This window comes from uncultured Pontibacter sp. (assembly GCF_947495565.1).
Lineage (GTDB): Bacteria > Bacteroidota > Bacteroidia > Cytophagales > Hymenobacteraceae > Pontibacter.
The window spans coordinates 103,799-122,034 of the sequence record NZ_CANLZM010000003.1; the positions used below are offsets into that span (position 1 = coordinate 103,799).

An 18,236-nucleotide genomic window follows, 5' to 3' on the forward strand; every position below is an offset into this window, starting at 1 on the left:
CTTCTAAGAGCCTTATCCGATAAAGAAGTTTAAAAATAAAATCAAGACGATGCTGAACACCATCACCATCAGGTAAAAACCGATAGCACCGCTTTGTGCATAGCGTAATGTGCGGCTGCTGTAGGTAGTCAGCTTTCCGAACCCATTCACAATGCCGTCAACCACTATCACATCCAGTACACGGTGGAATGTAGCCGACAGCCACATCAACGGACGCACAATAATAGTATCGTTAATCTCGTCGATGTAATATTTGTTGTAAATCAGGTTATGGATAGGGGAGAGCTTGGTGCCTTCTGCAGCCGGAACAGACTTTTTACTTACATACATGACATAGGCCATACCTGCGGCTACCAAGGCTACAACTACAGAGATACCCATTAGCAGCCACTCTGTAGCATGGTCGAGGTGCATTGGCTCTACAGCGGCAGGGTTGGCTACGCGTGCAAAATCATAAATAGGAGACAGGTAGTTCTGCATCACGTGCAGGTTCTCTCCAAATACCGGCGGAATCCCAAGGAAACCACCCACGGTAGAAAGTATAGCCAGCACAATTAGCGGTAACGTCATGGAGAGCGGTGACTCGTGCAGGTGGCTCTTCTGAGACTCTGTACCTCTAAATGTTCCGAAGAAGGTCAGGAACACAAGACGGAACATATAGAAGGAGGTCATAAATGAGGCTAAAACGCCCAGACCCCACAGCAATTTGCTATGCTGCCATACGTGCGCCAGCAACTCGTCTTTAGAGAAGAAGCCTGCAAACGGAGGGATACCTGCAATAGCCAGTGTACCGATCAGGAAAGTGACAAAGGTAACCGGCAAATATTTGCGTAAGCCACCCATGCTGCGGATGTCCTGCTCGTTGCTCATGGCATGGATCACAGAACCGGCACCCAAGAAGAGTAGCGCCTTGAAGAACGCATGCGTCAGTACGTGGAAGATAGACGAAGAAAAGGCCATTACACCCAGCGCCAGGAACATATAGCCCAACTGCGATACGGTAGAGTAAGCCAGTACCTTTTTAATGTCGTTTTGCGCCAGTCCGATAGTAGCTGCTAATAGCGCGGTGGCTACACCCACAATGGCAATAACTTCCAGCGTAGTAGGAGCCAGCACGTACAGTACGTTAGAGCGCAATACCATGTAAATACCCGCCGTTACCATGGTAGCGGCGTGGATTAGAGCAGAAACCGGCGTAGGGCCTGCCATCGCGTCCGGAAGCCAGGTAAACAACGGAATCTGTGCGCTTTTACCCATCGCACCAACAAACAGGAGCAAAGTTATAGCGATCATCACACCAGAGTCTATACCTCCTGTGTAGTTAGCGGCTTCAGCAAAAACCTGCGGATAGCTAACTGAACCGAACGTGATAAAGATCAGGAATATACCCAGCAGGAAGCCAAGGTCACCGATACGGTTCATCACAAAAGCTTTCTTAGCGGCGTTGTTATAGCTGGTGTTCTTGTTCCAAAAGCCGATTAGCAGGTAAGAGCAAAGGCCCACACCTTCCCAGCCCACAAACATCATCACATAGTTGGAGCCCATCACGAGCAGCAGCATCGAGAACATGAATAGGTTAATGAAGGCGAAGAACTTACCGAAGTTCTCGTCGTGGCTCATGTACCCGGCCGAGTATAGGTGAATCAGGAAACCAATTCCGGTTACCATCAGCATCATCAGCAGCGTCAGCTGGTCAACCAGAAAGGAGAAGCCAATGCGCATGTCGCCCACCGAAATCCAGTTATAGTAGTCAACCATGTAGGCACGGCTGCCATTGGATGTGAAATCAAGGAACAGGTAAACAGTAATTAGGAAAGAAGCCAGCACGGTGCTGCAACCAATAAAGCTTACCAGGCCTTTGGCGATAGTGCGGTTACCTAGTCCGTTAATTAGGAAGCCAGCCAGCGGCAGCAACGGAATCAGTAGACAAAGCAGTGCCATCCCCTGGTTGTTAATCGGCATTACAATCTCTTGCATCTGTATAAGGGTTTAAGCTAGTCAGCGTATATGAAGGCTGTTACCACTTCAGGTAGTTCAGCAGTTGTACATCGGTAGAGCGGATGTTGCGGTAAGTCATCACAATAATGGCCAGGCCCACGCAAACTTCTGCGGCGGCCACTGCCATGATAAAGAAAACAAACACTTGTGCATTGGCATCGCCTCTGTAAGAAGCCAAGGCTGTAAGTAGCAGATTTACAGCGTTCAGCATCAGCTCCACACACATAAAAATCACAATGGCGTTGCGGCGCGTCAATACTCCGATAACACCAATTACAAAAAGAGCCGCGCTGAAAAACAGGTAATAATCTAATGGGATGGTCCGGATGACCTCAGGTATGTTGTTCATTTTCTGTGTGGCTGAACGTATTACTCTTAAATTACGATCCAAAAATCAAGTCGCAAAGTTATCCCCATTTTTGTAAAAACCATAACATATTTCCTATTCTTATTGGGCGTGCAGGTGCCGGAAAGCCCTGCTTTTTCCATTGTTGGTGGCTATTCTTACATATTTTTTGATTTTCCTTTTCTGAAAGCGGCACCTTTGTGTTTTTATACTTTTGGGCTGTGTTTGCGTAGCTATGGAAGTTACACTTGATACTTATGAAGCACTCTTACTTATTATACTTTCTGACTCCGCTTCTGCTTCTGCAGGCCTGCAAGCCGGAGCCGCCTCAAGCAAGTGCCTCAACCTCTGAGGCTGTCGAGAAAATGCAGGTTCTAAAACTAACCGCCCGCACCACCCGGGAAGTCTTCTATGAGCAACTTCCCTCCGCCTCGGGGCTGGAGTATGTGAAGGGTAGGTTTTATGTGCTCGGGGATGATTCGCCTTACCTTTTTCAGCTGAATGATAAGTATGAATTAGTTAACCGCACGCCCTTGTTTGATACCTCAGGCGTAGTGAACGGCCGTATTCCTAAAGCTGTAAAGCCTGATTTGGAAAGTATGGCTGCCTTTACCTATGGACGTGATAATATGCTGCTCCTGCTTGGTTCAGGCGCCAGCAAAGCCCGAAATAAAGGTTATCTGGTTAATCTTTCTGAAGAGATGGAAGTGCAGGAGCTGGATATGGGCCGATTCTATACCTTCCTGAAGCAGGTGCTGCGGCTGGAGAGCGAAGGCCATCTAAACCTGGAAGGGTTTGCCACCGACCAGGTTTATACTTATTTGCTGCAGCGCCCGCTCGGAGCTGGCGGCAACACATTGCTGCGTTTTAACACAGATGCCTTCAAGGATTTTATACTTGGCAGAGCCGATATGCCTGCGGTGGCTGTCTATCATTTTGAGCTTCCAAAGCTGGAGCAGCTGCCATCAGGTTTTTCCGGGGCATTTGCTATGGGAGGCAAATTGTTCTTTACCGCTTCGGTAGAGGAAACTCCGAATGCGATTGAAGACGGCGAAGTGCTAGGCAGCTTTCTTGGCATGATTGACCTGAGTACGTTGCCTTATGCTTCTGATGCGGCAAATCCTTTGCAGGTGCCAGTGGTGCAGCTGCAGCAAAAGGATGGTACAGGTTATAGCGGTAAAGCAGAGTCGTTGGTGGTAATGGCAGGAAAGGAGCCGAAAAAGTATAAGGTGGTAATTGTCTCAGATGATGATAAAGGTCATTCTGGCTTGCTGGAAGTAGAGTTGGAGCTAGAGTAACAGAAAAGCAGAAGGCCGGAAGTATAAACTCCGGCCTTCTGCTTTTCTGTCTGCAAAGTATGATTTCTGTTAGAAATGACTTTCGCCTTCTTCTTTTTTACCCAGCATCACGGCTCCTACCATTGCTACTAAAAACAACACAGAAGCTAACTCAAATGGCAGCAGGTAATCCGTAAACAACACATAGCCTAGGCTTTCTACCATACCCACCTGTGAGTTATAGGTTTCTGGCGTGTAACCCACTACGCTGGCATCTTTAAGAGCAGAAATCAGCACTATAAATAATAAGCCACCAGCTATGGCACCGGCAAACTTGCTGATTGTAGAGGTTTTTATCTTACTGTCTCCGGCTTTACTCATGTTCAGGAACATAATCACGAATAGGAAGAGCACCATGATAGCGCCTGCGTACACAATGATGTTCACTGCTGCCAGGAACTGCGCGTTCAGGAGTACATAATGGCCAGAAATAGTAAAGAAAGTGATGATCAGGAACAGTACGCTGTGCACCGGGTTTTTTGATAAAACTACCATCAGGGCGCACAGTAGCGTTAGCGAAGCAAGGAAATAAAACAGGCTCTCTGTCATCGGGTTATCTCGTTTCAGTGGTTTTCAGTGGCTCAACTAAACGGTCTTTGCCGTAGATAAACTCGTCGCGCTCAAAGCGGGCTGGGGCAAGCTTATCATCCTGCAGGAAAATGGCTGCTTTCGGGCAAGCCTCTTCGCAAAGGCCGCAAAAAATGCAGCGCAGCATGTTTACTTCATACGTAACAGCATACTTCTCCTCACGGTACAGCTGCTCCTCGCCGGCTTTGCGCTCACCGGCTGTCATGGTAATGGCTTCTGCAGGGCAGGCCACGGCACACAGGCCACAGGCTGTGCAACGCTCAGCTCCATTCTCATCGCGCTTCAGCACGTGCAGGCCTCGCCAGATAGAGCTGCGCTCACGCGTCTGCTCCGGGTACTGTACGGTTGCTTTCTTTTTGAAGAAGTGCTTTAATGTAATTCCTAGTCCTTGTGCAATTGCAGGAAGGTATGCGCGCTCAGCCAGCGTCATGTCCTTTTTCTCCACTTGCTTTCTTCTATTTGATAGTGGTTCCATCTCTTGTCAGTTTTGATTGTTCTACAGGCATGCGATACATCTTAACGAACTGCCCGCCTGCAACATTCAAATTTCGGTACTATAGTTTAAAATAAATAGTCTTTCAGCAGAATACCGCCGCCTGTCAGCAGGATGTTCAGGATTGCCAACGGAATTAGGATTTTCCATCCTAGCTTCATCAACTGGTCATATCGGAAACGCGGAAGTGTCCAGCGTACCCACATAAAGAAGAAGATAAACAGGAAGATCTTGACGAACATGAAGCCCACACCCAGTAAAGTTACGATGTTGTTGGCTGTCACAACGCTATCAGTCGCATCTACCAACCAAGCTTCCAACTCAAACATGAACGGGAAGTTGTAAGCTCCAAAGTATAGCGTTGCCATTACAGAAGACGCTACAAAGATGTTGATGTATTCTGCAAACAGGTACATGCCCAGTTTCATGGAGCCATACTCTGTGTGATAACCGCCAATCAGTTCGGCCTCAGACTCCGGTAAGTCAAACGGGGTACGGTTCGTTTCGGCAAAGGCGCATACCAAAAAGATAAGAAAGCCCAACGGCTGATACCAGATGTTCCAGTTAAAGCCTGCCTGCTGTGCCGCAATCTCACGCAGCGACAAAGAGCCTGTCATCATCAGCACCGCAATCAGCGAAAGGCCCATGGCAATTTCGTAACTGATGTTTTGCGATGCAGCCCGAATGGCACCCAGCAAAGAGAACTTGTTGTTAGAAGCCCAGCCACCAATCATCAGACCATAAACGCCCAGCGATACCACACCAAAAATGTAGAGCACGCCAATGTTTACCTCTATCGCCTGTAAGTATATTTCGCGGCCATCCACTAAAAGCATGTCGCCATATGGAATTACCGCACTAGACATTGTTGCCACGAGCATGGCTATGCCTGGACCAAGTATAAAAAGCGCTTTGTTGGCTCTGGCAGGTATAAAATCCTCTTTAAAGAACAGTTTACCGGCATCGGCCAGCGGCTGCAGCAAACCAGCAGGACCAGCGCGGTTCGGTCCCACGCGGTCCTGTATAAAGGCTGCTATCTTACGCTCAAAGTAAGTCGAGTAAGTGGCTATCAGCAGGGTGATGCCGAAGATAACCAGAATGTAAATCGCTTTGTATAATAGGTCTACAGACTCCATTGCTTATTCCTGTGGCAGGTTTTTCTTGGTGGATGTTGGCAAGTTTGGTACAATCGGCACATTTATAACCGGCAGCTCATAATGGTTAGCCGAAATTACGGAACTGCTGTCTATGTGGCGCGGTCCTTCAATGGTCCAGTCCGATACCTCTTTTTTATCGAAGCGGCAGGTGTTGCAGATAAACTCTTCTACCTCGTTGTACTGGTCTTTGCGGGCTGTTACACGCAGTACTTCCTCGCCGCGCGTCCAAAGCGTTACCTTGCCAGAGCAGGTAGGGCAGTCGCGGTGCGCATCCATTGGTTTTGTAAACCACACACGGTTTTTAAAGCGCCAGGTCTTGTCTGTCAGGGCTCCTACCGGGCACACGTCGATCACGTTTCCGGAGAAATCGTTGTCGATCACGTTCTCTATGTAAGTTCCGATTTCGGCAGCATCGCCACGACCTAGCACACCGTGCACACGTTTTGCAGTAATCTGGTCGGCAGTATACACGCAGCGGTAGCAAAGAATGCAGCGCGTCATGTGCAACTGAATATAAGGGCCTAGGTCTACCTTGTTAAATGTGCGGCGGTCTTCTTCATAACGCTGTGCGCTCACACCGTGCTCGTAAGAAAGGTCCTGCAGGTTACACTCACCAGCCTGGTCGCAGATAGGGCAATCAAGCGGGTGGTTGATCAGCAGCATCTCTACAATGCCTTTGCGGGCGTTCAGTACCTCCTCGTTAGTGGTATTTTCTACCACCATGCCGTCCTGCACCTGCGTAATGCACGAGGCAACAAGCTTTGGCATAGGGCGAGTGTCTTTAGCTGAGCCTTGTGTTACCTTAACCAAGCATACACGGCACTTGCCGCCACTGCCTTTTAATGGGCCGTAATAGCACATGGCAGGAGGCACTACTTTGCCTCCTATTTTTCTTGCAGCCTGGAGAATGGTAGTTCCGTCTTCTACCTCTATCTCAATGCCGTCAATTGTTACTTTAGCCATTTTATATGATTTGCTCGTTTGTCGTTGTTCGCTTCTGAATAAAAGCAGGCCAACGAACGATTTTAGCTATACTATTTAATATCTCGCTGCATCTCCTTGGAAGTTGCAGGAAGCATGATTTTATACTTTATGCCGTTACAGCGTCAAGTTGCCCTCTGTACACAGCACCCGGAGCCGTAGCTTCTTTCGGGTTGTTGATGTGCCATTCAAACTCGTGGCGGAAGTGGCGGATAGCACTTGCCACCGGCCATGCTGCTGCATCACCCAGCGGGCAAATGGTATTACCCTCAATCTGCTTAGACACACTCACCAACAGATCAATGTCCTGCTGATGTCCGTGGCCGTATTCGATGCGGTGCAGTACTTTCTCCATCCAGCCAGTACCTTCGCGGCATGGACTACACTGGCCACATGATTCGTGATGGTAGAAACGGGCATAGTTCCATGTATTACGCACAATGCACTGGTCTTCATCGAACACAATAAAAGCACCAGAGCCCAACATAGAGCCGCTCACAAAACCACCGTCAGATAGCGATTCGTAAGACATCAGGCGGTCTTCGCCGGTAGCTGTCTTCAGTATCAGGTTTGCAGGCAGAATTGGTACGGAAGATCCTCCAGGCACCACAGCCTTTAATTGCTTTCCTTTCCAGATGCCGCCGCAGTACTGGTCAGAGTAGATAAACTCTTCCACAGGCACACCCAGCTCGATCTCGTAAACGCCCGGGTTATTGATGTTACCGCTGGCAGAGATGAGTTTGGTACCTGTACTTCTTCCGATACCGATCTTCGCATACTCTGCGCCGGTGTTGTTCACAATCCAAGGCACAGAAGCGATTGTTTCCACGTTGTTCACCACAGTAGGAGACTGGAACAGACCCTTCACCGCCGGGAACGGAGGCTTGTTACGCGGGTTACCACGCTTGCCTTCCAGCGACTCCAGCAAGGCTGTTTCCTCACCGCAAATGTAGGCACCTCCACCCGGAGCCACGTGCAGGTCTAGGTCGTAGCCTGAGCCAAGTATGTTTTTGCCCAGCAAACCGGCAGCGTACGCCTCAGCGATCGCTTTCTCCAGGATGCGCAGCACAAATAACAGCTCACCACGGATATAGATATAAGAGGTATTGGCACCCAGCGCATAGCTTGACGTGATCATACCTTCGATCAGCGCGTGCGGGTTTTTCTCCATGAACCAGCGGTCCTTGAAAGTGCCCGGCTCCGACTCGTCGGCGTTGCAAACGAGGTAGCGCGGAACACCCTCCGGCTTAGCCAGGAAGCTCCACTTCATACCCGTCGGGAAGCCGGCACCACCACGGCCACGCAGGCCCGAAGTCTTCACCTCTTCCACCACCTCTTCCGGAGACATCGTTTTTATGGCTTTCTCCACAGATTTGTAGCCGCCGTGCTTACGATATACTTCCAGCGTCTCGATGCCGGGAACGTTGATATGCTCAGTTAATATTTTAAGTCCCATTGTAGCAGGATATCTATTGTAGCAGCTTTTATACTTTGTCTGCTTATACTTTATCTATTTAAAGCCCTTGCAAGTGTTTTCACAAGCAAATAGTTTGTTGCTGTTGGTGAGATCATCAACGGCAACAAGTATAAATTATTTTTTCCAGACCGGCGTTTCGTGCTCCTTGTTGCGCATCATCTCCAGGAACTGGTCCAGCTTTTCTTCGCTGTCGATGTTCTCGTAGAAAAGCTCACGCACCTGCAGCATCGGGCCTGTGCCGCAAGAGGCAAGGCACTCCACCGGCTTCAGCGTGAACATGCCGTCGGCAGTGGTTTCGCCTTCCTCAATGTTCAGTTTCTGTTTGATCATGTCGATCATCTGGTCGGCGCCACGCAGGCAGCAAGGGCCGGTGCGGCATACTTCCAGCACATGCTTGCCAACCGGCTTTAGGTTGAACATGGTATAGAAAGTGGCCACCTCGTATACTTCAATCGACTGTATGTTCAGGATTTCGGCTACTTTGTCCATTACCTCCGGGCTTACCCAGCCGCCAAACTCCGCCTGCGCAATGTGCAGGATAGGAAGTATAGCAGACTTCTGGCGTCCTTCCGGGTAGTGGCTGATGTAGCGCTGGATCTCAGCCATTGCCTCATCAGAAAACTTTACTTCGTTTATTGTCTCTGCCATTTTTCGGTTGTCACTGATCGTTTCTGGCGATCAATGGTAAATGGTAATTGAATCTTTGATTATGCGTCCAGCTCGCCGGCAATTACGTTCAGGCTGCTTAGCGTCAGGATGGCATCGGCTAGCTGACCGCCTTTGATCATCTCGGTGTAAGCCTGGTAATAGATAAAGCATGGGCGGCGGAAGTGCAAACGGTAAGGCGTGCGGCCACCATCACTGATGATGTAGAAGCCTAATTCGCCGTTGCCGCCCTCTACGCTGTGGTATACTTCGCCAACCGGAATATCTGCCTCACCCATCACAATTTTAAAGTGATAGATCAGTGCTTCCATGCTCGTGTACACTTCCTGCTTTGGAGGCAGGTAGTAGTGTGGCGCATCAGCGTGGTAAGAGCCTTCCGGCAGGTTTTTATACGCCTGCTCAATAATTTTTAAGCTCTGCCATACTTCTTCGTTGCGCACCAGGAAGCGGTCATAGGTATCACCCTTCGCGCCAACCGGAATTTCAAACTCGAAGTCCTCGTAAGAAGAGTATGGGTTCATCACGCGCACGTCGTAATCTACGCCGGCGGCACGCAGGTTAGGGCCGGTAAAGCCGTAGCTCAGCGCACGCTCCGCAGAAATGGCTCCCACATCCGTCGTTCTGTCGATGAAGATACGGTTGCGGGTCAGCATTTTCTCAAACTCCGCCCATACTTTCGGGAAGCGCTTCAGAAACTCATCAATCATGTGCAGGGCTTTCGGCGAAAGATCGCGCTCCATACCCCCGATGCGGCCCATGTTCGTTGTTAGACGGGCACCGCATACTTCCTCATAGATATCATAGATGTGCTCACGCTCCTGCATCACGTAAAGGAAACCGGTAAAAGCGCCGGAGTCCACACCCAAGATCGAGTTACAGATCAGGTGGTCGGAGATACGGGCCAGCTCCATCATGATAACGCGGATATACTGCGCGCGCTTAGGCACAGTAATGCCTAAAAGCTTCTCTACCGCCATATGATACCCCATGTTATTGATAGGGGATGAGCAGTAGTTCATGCGGTCAGTCAGCGGCGTGATCTGGTAAAAAGGCCTGCGCTCGGCAATCTTCTCGAAAGCACGGTGAATGTAGCCGATGGTTGGCACGGCATCCACAATAACCTCCCCATCCATTTGCAGGATGTTCTGGAAGATACCGTGTGTTGCCGGGTGCGTCGGGCCCAGGTTTAATGTAGTAAGCTGCCGCTCCTCGTGCAGGGCAAGTCCGTGGTCTTTACGGAATTGCTCCAGTTCGGTAAGCTCGGCGGTTTTATTTTCAGTAGCCATGATGTTTTCCTTTTGTGTCAGCTATAGTTCTGGTAACTATAAAAAACTGGCTTAACGTCCGAAATAAGTATTGATCTTATCTTCCCTCGTCTGGTCTTCCAGCGGGTACTGCTTCAGCATCGGGTGGTATTCCATCTCCTCAATGTTGAGAATGCGGGTCAGGTTAGGGTGCCCGATGAATTTAAACCCGTAAAAGTCGAAGGCCTCACGCTCCATCCAGTTGGCGGTGGCGTAAAGATCCGTCATGGTTGGCATTACCGGGTCCGAAGCAGGCATAAACACCTTAATGCGGATGCGGTAGTTGTGGCGCAGGCTGTGCAGTTGGTACATCATGCACATTTCCTTATCGCCTTGGCCCGGGAAGTGAATACCGCACATAGTGGTCAGGAAGCTAATTTGCAGCTCCTTGTCATCGCGCAGGTATTTGATCAGGTTGTGTATCGATTCGCGGTTGGTGGTGATGGTCATGATGCCATCCGGGTTCATCGCGTCCCAGATGTTTTCTTCCCCAAACTCGCTGATGATCTTGCCGAGTACGTTTTCGTTCGTAAGCTCCATGCTGCTTATTTAATGTTGTAAGAGGCTAAGAGTGCCTGATATTCAGGAGAGTCGCGGCGGCGAAGTGATTCGCTTTCCGCCAGTTCCTGCACGCGCATCAGGCCGTCCAGTATCTGCTCAGGGCGCGGAGGGCAGCCCGGTACATACACATCTACCGGCACCACGCGGTCTATGCCTTGCAGCACAGAGTATGTGTCGAAAATACCGCCCGAAGAGGCGCAGGCACCCACGGCAATCACCCAGCGCGGCTCGGCCATCTGCTCGTAAACCTGCTTCACCACAGGTCCCATCTTCTTGGCGATGGTGCCCATTACCATCAGGATATCAGCCTGACGAGGGGAGAAGCTCGGACGCTCCGAGCCGAAGCGGGAAATATCATAGTTAGAGCCCATGGTAGCCATGTACTCAATACCGCAGCAGGAGGTGGCAAAAGGCAGTGGCCAAAGCGAGTGCTTACGGGCAAGGCCAATCACTTTCTCTAATGAAGTGGCAAAGAACCCGGCACCGGAAATGCCATCAGGAGCCTCCGCCATAGCTATATCTTTATTCGAATCGCTCATTTCAAGGATAATTTATTTTACATGCAGGCCATAACATGCCTGTAGATGCAACACTAAAGCGCTGGTTAAAGTTTAATCCTATTTCCAGTCCAGGATGCCTTTTTTGATCACGTAGAAGAAGCCGGACATAAGCAGCGTAATGAACGTGAGCATCTGTAAAAAGCCTGTAATACCCAGTGCTTTAAAGTTTACCGCCCATGGGTACATAAAGATAACCTCCACGTCAAACAGTACAAAAAGGATGGCGGTCATGAAGTACTTGTAAGAGATAGGCGTACGGGCATCCCCCACAGACTCAATACCGCTTTCCCAGGCTGCGCCTTTTACCTCACTGGTTCTTTTCGGGCCTAGCAGGTGGGTGAGCACCAGTGCAAAAATTACAAACCCGAGTGCAGCTGCAAACTGAATTATTATAGGCAGGTAATCCGACGGTACATACTGATTTACAGTTGGTTCCATATCTCTGTGTCGCTTTCTTAAGATTTGGGAGCAAAATTAGGTATAAATAGCCATTAATCAAAAGTATAACTAACCTCTAAAATGCCTTTAAACATAGTTTAACCCTGAAGATAGCCGCTAACAAAGTTGGAACAGTGGTTTATATTGCTGTAGATAGATATATAAAGTAAAAGGCCACACCCTGTTTGGGTATGGCCTTCGTGATTTTACTTGCTAAGTATAGCTTACTTGTTTTCGCCCAGGAATGGGTAACGGTAATCCACCGGCGATACAAATGTTTCTTTGATAGAGCGGGCAGATACCCAACGCAGCAGGTTCAGCATAGAGCCAGCCTTGTCGTTGGTGCCGGATGCACGCGCACCACCAAACGGCTGCTGGCCAACCACAGCGCCTGTCGGCTTGTCGTTGATGTAGAAGTTGCCGGCCGCCTGGTCCAGCTTCTTAGTGGCATACTCTATAATATAACGGTCCTGGCTGAAGATAGCGCCTGTAAGGGCGTAAGGCGAAGTGGCGTTTACCAGCTCCACAGTCTCTTCAAAGTTGTTCTCGTCATACACATAGATAGTGATAACCGGCCCGAAGATCTCCTCGCACATGGTAATATACTGCGGGTTGTGCGACAGCAGCACGGTTGGTTCAATAAAGTAACCTTTAGACTTATCGTAGTTGCCGCCTGCTATAATCTCTACTTCGTTGCTTTCTTTGGCATTGTCGATGTAGCGGGCAATCTTATCAAAAGACTTCTCATCGATGACGGCGTTGACAAAGTTGCCGAAATCCTCCGGTGCGCCCATTTTAAACGATTTCAGGTCTTCCTGCACATAGCCTTTTACCTCTTCCCACAGGTTGCTCGGGATGTAGGCACGCGAGGCGGCAGAGCATTTCTGGCCCTGGAACTCGAATGCGCCACGCGAGATGGCAGTTGCCAGCGCTTTGGCATCGGCAGACTTGTGAGCAAGTATAAAGTCCTTGCCACCCGTCTCGCCTACAATGCGTGGGTATGATTTATACTTGTGTATGTTTGTTCCGATGGTTTTCCAGATGTGCTGGAATACGCCCGTGCTGCCTGTAAAGTGAATGCCGGCGAAGTCAGCGTGGTTAAATACTACGTCTCCGGTGGTTGGGCCATCCACATACACCAGGTTGATCACGCCATCAGGAAGGCCGGCTTCCTTCAACAGTTCCATGATCATGTGCGCGGCGTAGATCTGCGTGTGCGCAGGCTTCCAAACTACTACGTTGCCCATCATGGCTACAGAGGTTGGCAGGTTACCGGCAATAGCCGTGAAGTTAAACGGCGTAAGGGCAAACACGAAGCCTTCCAGCGGGCGGTGCTCCATGCGGTTCCAAACACCCGGCGAGGACTCAGGCTGCATATGGTAAATTTCTGTTGCGAAATGCACGTTAAAGCGCAGGAAGTCTATCAGTTCGCAGGCAGAGTCAATCTCAGCCTGGAAAGCGTTCTTCGACTGCCCCAGCATGGTAGCAGCGTTCAGGCGGGCTCTCCAGGGGCCAGCCAACAGCTCGGCAGCCTTCAGGAAAATGCTGGCACGATGCTCCCAGCCCATGGCAGCCCAATCTTCGCGGGCGGCAAGCGCAGCGTTAATCGCTTGTTCCACGTGTGACGCATCGCCCTCGCTAAAGTGACCCAGGATATGCTGGTGGTCGTGCGGCTGCAGCATCGGCTGTTTGTTATCGGTGTAAACCTTGTCGCCGCCGATGTACATAGGCACATCCAGCTGCTGCGACTTCAGCTCTTTATAGGTGCGTAATAATTCCTCTTTTTCAGAAGAGCCAGGAGCGTAAGAGTTTATAGGCTCGTTTACAGGGGTTGGTACTCTAAAAAATCCGGTTGCCATTCGTTATATAGTTACAGATTTAGAATTAGATTTTCATAGTTAATACGGCCTCAGCAGGCCATCTAGACAAAGGTAAGGCTTATTATTTGATTTTTAGGCATCAACAGCCCTTAGCTTTGGCACAACTCCGGGCGCATTGCCTGTACGGTATTTTAATGCAGAGGCTGGCAGAACAGTATTGGCCGGGCGGTATTGTGTTGCATTGTTTTTTACCTGGAGCCTCCCGTGAGACAGCTTTAAAGATGGTTAGCTTTTAAATATGCAAGCATCATGTAACTAAAATTGCACTGTTTCCCGTATAAGGTTCCTGCCGTTGCCAGAATGTAGCGGTAGTTTTAAATTTAAGTACTATGAAAAATTCAAATAGAACATACGCTAAAGTGATGCTGGCAGCAGCCTTGGGCTTCTCTTTCGCTGCCGAAGCCACTAACTATAACAACATAAAATCTGAAACTGCGGCATTTACGGTACAAGACGGCCAGAACATGCTGCCTATGCAGCAGGAACTGCTAGGCGAATTTGCCAACATGAGTGCCATATCTGCAGCAAACACCCGACAGGCCTACATCACCTTTATGGAGAATGTGCGTGCGAAGAAAGACAATTGGGCCGACCAGGACTGGCAGAATGCCAAAAACGTGCTGGAGCGCCTGAACGCGCATAAAGAGACTGTAGAGAAAGAGCTAGGCACCGATGATAAAGGCAAAATTAAGTTGCTGCAAGCCGAGTTTAGATCGCTGGAGACAAAGGCAGATATCAAAGACTAAGTCTACAGCCAAGTATAAATGAAAAAGGGCGATGATCTTCATCGCCCTTTTTCATTTATAAAATTTGCTTCAGCTCGCTCAGACAGCTGATTTCAAAAGTTGGTTTGGGTCTTCTGCGGGCTTTGCCTTTCTCAGGGTTAAAGAAAACCTGGTCAATACCGGCGTTACGGGCGCCTTCAATATCGCACTCGTAGTTATCCCCGATCATCAGGCATTCTTCCGGGCGTACATTTACTCGGTCCAGCAGGTGCTTGAACATGCGCTGGTCCGGTTTTTTAAATCCGCAGCACTCCGAAGTTACCACCTCCTTAAAGTATGGGTGTAGCATAGCTGAGCCCATTTTTACCTTTTGCACCTCCTTAAAGCCGTTGGTGATAATGTGGAGCCCATACTTTGGCTGCAGGTAATCCAGCACATCATAGGTATAAGGAAAGACAGCCGTTTTAGTGGGGCAAAGCGAAATGTAAGCCTCCGAAATGCCTTCCGGCACTTCATGCGCTGCCAGTCCCAGGCCGGTCAGCGTTTTTGTAAAGCGAGTCTGGCGCAGTTCCTCCTGGTTAATCTTGCCTTTGTTGTACAAGTCCCAGAGCCGCAGGTTCACAAATTTATACTTGCGGTAAAACGAGTCGCAGGTAAACTTGCCGTGCTTGGCCAGCTCAAACTGCTCATATAGAGTATAGATGGTTTCTTCGGAGTTCTTCTCGAAATCCCACAAGGTATGGTCCAGGTCGAAGAGGATGTGTGTGTATGTCTTCATAAATATTAACAGGGTAAGGTAAGAGTACAACGCCTGGCGGGGGCGTATGTTTCGGGAAAGGCTGGGAAAGAGATGGCCGGGGCGGAACTGCTATACTAAAACATTGGTTCGGGAGTTATACTTTTTCAGGAGCCTGTTACGAAGGATCCCAGCGGCGGTTTTGCAGTTTAGTAACGGCCAGCTCGCGGTTAGAGTATAAAATGCTGTACACTTCCAGATCCTTTTGCAAGGCACTGTCACGCTCCATGTAAGTAAATATCTGGTTTACAAAGTCAGCTGCCTCGTCTTTTATGGAATAGTATACCCACTGGTCCAGTTTACGGGGAGCTACCAAGCCGGCGTTACGCAGGTAAGCCAGGTGGCGCGAAGTCTTTGTCTGGGTATAGTCCAGCACTTGCTCCAGGTCGGAGGTGCACATCTCGCGGTTGCGCAGGATCAGGTGCAGAATACGTAATCTGGATTCGTCGGCAAGGGCTTTCAGTATCTGCTGCCCGTAGGCCAGGCTGAAGTGTTTTAGTCTCATACGGCAGTGGTAGTGGCTGGGGGCAGTCTGAACAAAATTAGCCAAAAGTGGCTATTATAAAAGAATTAATAAGTATAATTGTAACCTATGATTTCTCCTGCCATACTTCATACTTCCTTCCCAAAAATGCTGAAGTGGTTGTGGCTGCCGTTGCTGTTATTGCTGCTGATGCCCGACGAGGCGCAGGCGCAGAATAAGCAGCGCGTAGTGCAGCTGTCGGGTTTTGTGGCCACCGGCGACAGCCTGTACGGAGTGGCGGGTGCGGGCGTGTACGTGCCGGGCACCAACCGCGGTACTTACACCAACGACTACGGTTACTTCTCTATGCCGGTGCTGGCCGGCGATAGCGTTCTGTTTAGCGGGCTGGGGTTTAAAACGCAGTACCTCATCATCCCTGAAAGCTACGAAAGCCAGAGCTATTCCATTATTATGCAGATGCAGGAAGACCCGACGGAGCTGCCAACCGTGGAGGTTTTTCCGTGGCCAACCGAGCGCGACTTTAAGGAGGCCGTGGCAAACGTGAGGCTACCTGACAAAGGCAACGCCATCATTACCCGCGACCTGGACCCGCGACGGCTGGAAGAACTGGCCCGAATAACCCCCATGAGCGATGCGCAGAACTACCGGTTCTGGCAAAACCAGCAGATACAGCATCAGCAGAACCGCATCATGGCACCTACGGTTAATATGATGGCCATACCTGGCCTGATCCGCACCCTCCTTAACGGCAACAACAAATAAAAAAAACTGATTTTAAGTGCAATGCTGTGCCTGCTCCGGCAAGTATAAGTATAGTATGATTTATGGCCTTGCTTAACCGCAGAGGCTGTTTTGGCAACTAACAAACAAGCTATCCGTTTGTTGCCAATGAGGTGTTGTGCGTATAGATAAGTATAGTGCACCGGCACCCGCTCATCACTACTGTACTAAATAAAATATACCATGCTTGAACCGGAACAACTCTCCCTTAATATTCCTGACACAACTAAACCCCGCGTAGTAATTATCGGCGGAGGCTTTGGCGGTATAAATCTTGCTAAAAAGCTCTCAGGTAAAGATTTTCAGGTGATAATGTTCGATAAGCAGAATTACCATGGCTTTTGGCCGCTGCTGTACCAGGTAGCAACCGCCGGCCTGGAACCGGATTCTATAGCTGAGCCGCTGCGCAAGATATTTGGCGCCGATGATTACGAGGACTTCCACTTCCGCTTGGTAAAAGTAATCGGCATCAACCCCGAATCCAGAACCATTGCCACGCTTATTGGCGATATAAACTATGACTACCTGGTAATTGCCACCGGTACTAAGCCCAACTACTTTGGCAACGATCAGATCAAGAAATACTCCTTCCCGCTTAAGCAGGTGCCGGAGGCGCTGAACCTGCGCAGCCAGATGCTGCAGTGTTTTGAGCAGGCCAACATGACCAAAGATCCGGCCATGCGGCAAACGCTCATGAACTTCGTGATTGTGGGGGCGGGGCCTACGGGCGTGGAGCTAGCCGGTGCCCTGGCCGAAATGCGGAGCCATGTGCTGCCAACAGATTATCCGGGGCTGGACTTTGGGCAGATGAACATCATGCTAGTGGAGGGAATGGACCGTGTGCTGCCGCCAATGTCGGTGGAGGCGAGCGAGAAAACTTTTAAATACCTAAAAGAGCTGGGCGTGGATATACGCCTGAATACCCTTGTGGATTCTTATGATGGCGAACTTGTAACGCTGAAAAGCGGCGAACAGATAAGCACAAACACGTTGATCTGGGCGGCGGGCGTATCAGGTGCGCTGATCCCGGGCCTGCCGGAGACATCCGTAGAGCGTGGGCGTATACTTGTAAATGATTACAACCAAGTGCTGGGCTATGATAACATATATGCCATCGGCGACATTGCCTTCATGAAAACGCCTGATTTTCCGAAGGGGCACCCGGGCGTGGCGCAGCCGGCCATACAGCAGGGCAAGCTACTCGGCAAAAACCTGAAACGCATTATCCGTAAAGAGCCGCTGGAGCCGTTTAAGTATAAAGACAAAGGCTCTCTGGCGATAATTGGCCGCAACCGCGCTGTAGCAGACTTGCCGGGCAACCTGCACTTTGGAGGATTCTTTGCCTGGGCTATCTGGCTTTTTGTGCACGTGATGGCGCTAGTAGGCTTCCGGAATAAGTTAGTAGTGCTCAGCAACTGGGTCTACAAGTTCTTCACTTATGAAAACGGTACACGCCTTATCATCCGTCCGTTTGTGCGGCGCGGCGACAGAGCCAAGCGTAAGTTCATAGATAAGTATGCGGGAGATTAGGGAGTTTAGGAGTTAGAGAGTTAGAAAGTTAAAAAGGAGCTTTTTATTAATTCAACTCCTTGGAGTAGGGCTGTTAAGTTCTCCACTTTCTGGCGCGGAACCGCTCTTCCGGATTTGCAATCCTGAAGTATGTCA

Annotated in this window: 19 protein-coding genes; 4 read left to right on the plus strand and 15 right to left on the minus strand. The window is 49.7% G+C overall.

What is annotated here, in order from left to right; all coding sequences use genetic code 11:
• Positions 1-12: 12 nt before the first annotated feature.
• The gene (gene nuoL, locus Q1B04_RS05135; protein ID WP_299756397.1) at positions 13-1,977 is read right to left on the minus strand and encodes an NADH-quinone oxidoreductase subunit L; all 1,965 of its coding nucleotides are present in this window, start codon (positions 1,975-1,977) and stop codon (positions 13-15) included.
• A 40-nt stretch (positions 1,978-2,017) separates the two neighbouring features.
• The gene (nuoK, locus tag Q1B04_RS05140; RefSeq protein ID WP_299756399.1) at positions 2,018-2,347 is read right to left on the minus strand and encodes an NADH-quinone oxidoreductase subunit NuoK; all 330 of its coding nucleotides are present in this window, start codon (positions 2,345-2,347) and stop codon (positions 2,018-2,020) included.
• Between the two features lie 254 nt (positions 2,348-2,601).
• Here nuoK and Q1B04_RS05145 point away from each other — a divergent pair, with 254 nt between their 5' ends.
• On the plus strand, positions 2,602-3,642 hold the full coding sequence (locus tag Q1B04_RS05145) for a hypothetical protein (protein ID WP_299756401.1): 1,041 nt from the start codon (positions 2,602-2,604) through the stop codon (positions 3,640-3,642).
• A gap of 69 nt (positions 3,643-3,711) precedes the next feature.
• Here Q1B04_RS05145 and Q1B04_RS05150 read toward each other — a convergent pair whose 3' ends face one another.
• The 11 genes from Q1B04_RS05150 to pruA form a co-directional block, all read right to left on the minus strand.
• On the minus strand, positions 3,712-4,230 hold the full coding sequence (locus Q1B04_RS05150) for an NADH-quinone oxidoreductase subunit J (protein ID WP_299756404.1): 519 nt from the start codon (positions 4,228-4,230) through the stop codon (positions 3,712-3,714).
• Positions 4,231-4,234: 4 nt separating this feature from the next.
• Positions 4,235-4,744: an NADH-quinone oxidoreductase subunit I gene (locus Q1B04_RS05155; protein ID WP_299756406.1), complete on the minus strand. Its 510-nt coding sequence runs from the start codon at positions 4,742-4,744 to the stop codon at positions 4,235-4,237.
• An 86-nt stretch (positions 4,745-4,830) separates the two neighbouring features.
• Positions 4,831-5,898, minus strand: coding sequence for an NADH-quinone oxidoreductase subunit NuoH (gene nuoH / locus Q1B04_RS05160; protein WP_299756409.1), 1,068 nt, complete (start codon positions 5,896-5,898; stop codon positions 4,831-4,833).
• A 3-nt stretch (positions 5,899-5,901) separates the two neighbouring features.
• Positions 5,902-6,882: a 2Fe-2S iron-sulfur cluster-binding protein gene (locus Q1B04_RS05165; protein WP_299756411.1), complete on the minus strand. Its 981-nt coding sequence runs from the start codon at positions 6,880-6,882 to the stop codon at positions 5,902-5,904.
• 127 nt (positions 6,883-7,009) lie between these two features.
• Positions 7,010-8,356, minus strand: coding sequence for an NADH-quinone oxidoreductase subunit NuoF (gene nuoF / locus Q1B04_RS05170; RefSeq protein WP_299756413.1), 1,347 nt, complete (start codon positions 8,354-8,356; stop codon positions 7,010-7,012).
• 135 nt (positions 8,357-8,491) lie between these two features.
• Positions 8,492-9,025, minus strand: coding sequence for an NAD(P)H-dependent oxidoreductase subunit E (locus Q1B04_RS05175; protein ID WP_299756416.1), 534 nt, complete (start codon positions 9,023-9,025; stop codon positions 8,492-8,494).
• A 59-nt stretch (positions 9,026-9,084) separates the two neighbouring features.
• Positions 9,085-10,329: an NADH dehydrogenase (quinone) subunit D gene (gene nuoD / locus Q1B04_RS05180; RefSeq protein ID WP_299756419.1), complete on the minus strand. Its 1,245-nt coding sequence runs from the start codon at positions 10,327-10,329 to the stop codon at positions 9,085-9,087.
• Positions 10,330-10,380: 51 nt separating this feature from the next.
• A complete protein-coding gene (locus tag Q1B04_RS05185) occupies positions 10,381-10,887 on the minus strand; it encodes an NADH-quinone oxidoreductase subunit C (protein WP_299756421.1) in 507 nt (168 codons plus the stop codon).
• A gap of 5 nt (positions 10,888-10,892) precedes the next feature.
• Positions 10,893-11,447, minus strand: a complete 555-nt coding sequence (locus tag Q1B04_RS05190) for an NADH-quinone oxidoreductase subunit B (protein WP_299756423.1) — start codon at positions 11,445-11,447, stop codon at positions 10,893-10,895.
• A gap of 78 nt (positions 11,448-11,525) precedes the next feature.
• Complete coding sequence (locus Q1B04_RS05195) at positions 11,526-11,906, minus strand: NADH-quinone oxidoreductase subunit A (protein ID WP_299756425.1); 381 nt, start codon at positions 11,904-11,906, stop codon at positions 11,526-11,528.
• Between the two features lie 224 nt (positions 11,907-12,130).
• On the minus strand, positions 12,131-13,765 hold the full coding sequence (gene pruA, locus Q1B04_RS05200; protein WP_299756428.1) for an L-glutamate gamma-semialdehyde dehydrogenase: 1,635 nt from the start codon (positions 13,763-13,765) through the stop codon (positions 12,131-12,133).
• 350 nt (positions 13,766-14,115) lie between these two features.
• Between pruA and Q1B04_RS05205 the strand changes: the two genes are divergently transcribed.
• Positions 14,116-14,532, plus strand: coding sequence for a hypothetical protein (locus Q1B04_RS05205; RefSeq protein WP_299756430.1), 417 nt, complete (start codon positions 14,116-14,118; stop codon positions 14,530-14,532).
• A 55-nt stretch (positions 14,533-14,587) separates the two neighbouring features.
• Here Q1B04_RS05205 and Q1B04_RS05210 read toward each other — a convergent pair whose 3' ends face one another.
• Together Q1B04_RS05210 and Q1B04_RS05215 are read right to left on the minus strand one after the other, a co-directional pair.
• Positions 14,588-15,289, minus strand: a complete 702-nt coding sequence (locus Q1B04_RS05210; protein ID WP_299756431.1) for a YjjG family noncanonical pyrimidine nucleotidase — start codon at positions 15,287-15,289, stop codon at positions 14,588-14,590.
• A gap of 136 nt (positions 15,290-15,425) precedes the next feature.
• Positions 15,426-15,812: a metalloregulator ArsR/SmtB family transcription factor gene (locus tag Q1B04_RS05215; RefSeq protein WP_299756434.1), complete on the minus strand. Its 387-nt coding sequence runs from the start codon at positions 15,810-15,812 to the stop codon at positions 15,426-15,428.
• 87 nt (positions 15,813-15,899) lie between these two features.
• Here Q1B04_RS05215 and Q1B04_RS05220 point away from each other — a divergent pair, with 87 nt between their 5' ends.
• Both Q1B04_RS05220 and Q1B04_RS05225 read left to right on the plus strand, forming a co-directional pair.
• Complete coding sequence (locus tag Q1B04_RS05220; protein WP_299756435.1) at positions 15,900-16,553, plus strand: carboxypeptidase-like regulatory domain-containing protein; 654 nt, start codon at positions 15,900-15,902, stop codon at positions 16,551-16,553.
• 201 nt (positions 16,554-16,754) lie between these two features.
• Positions 16,755-18,101, plus strand: a complete 1,347-nt coding sequence (locus Q1B04_RS05225) for an NAD(P)/FAD-dependent oxidoreductase (protein ID WP_299756438.1) — start codon at positions 16,755-16,757, stop codon at positions 18,099-18,101.
• Positions 18,102-18,236: the final 135 nt, after the last annotated feature.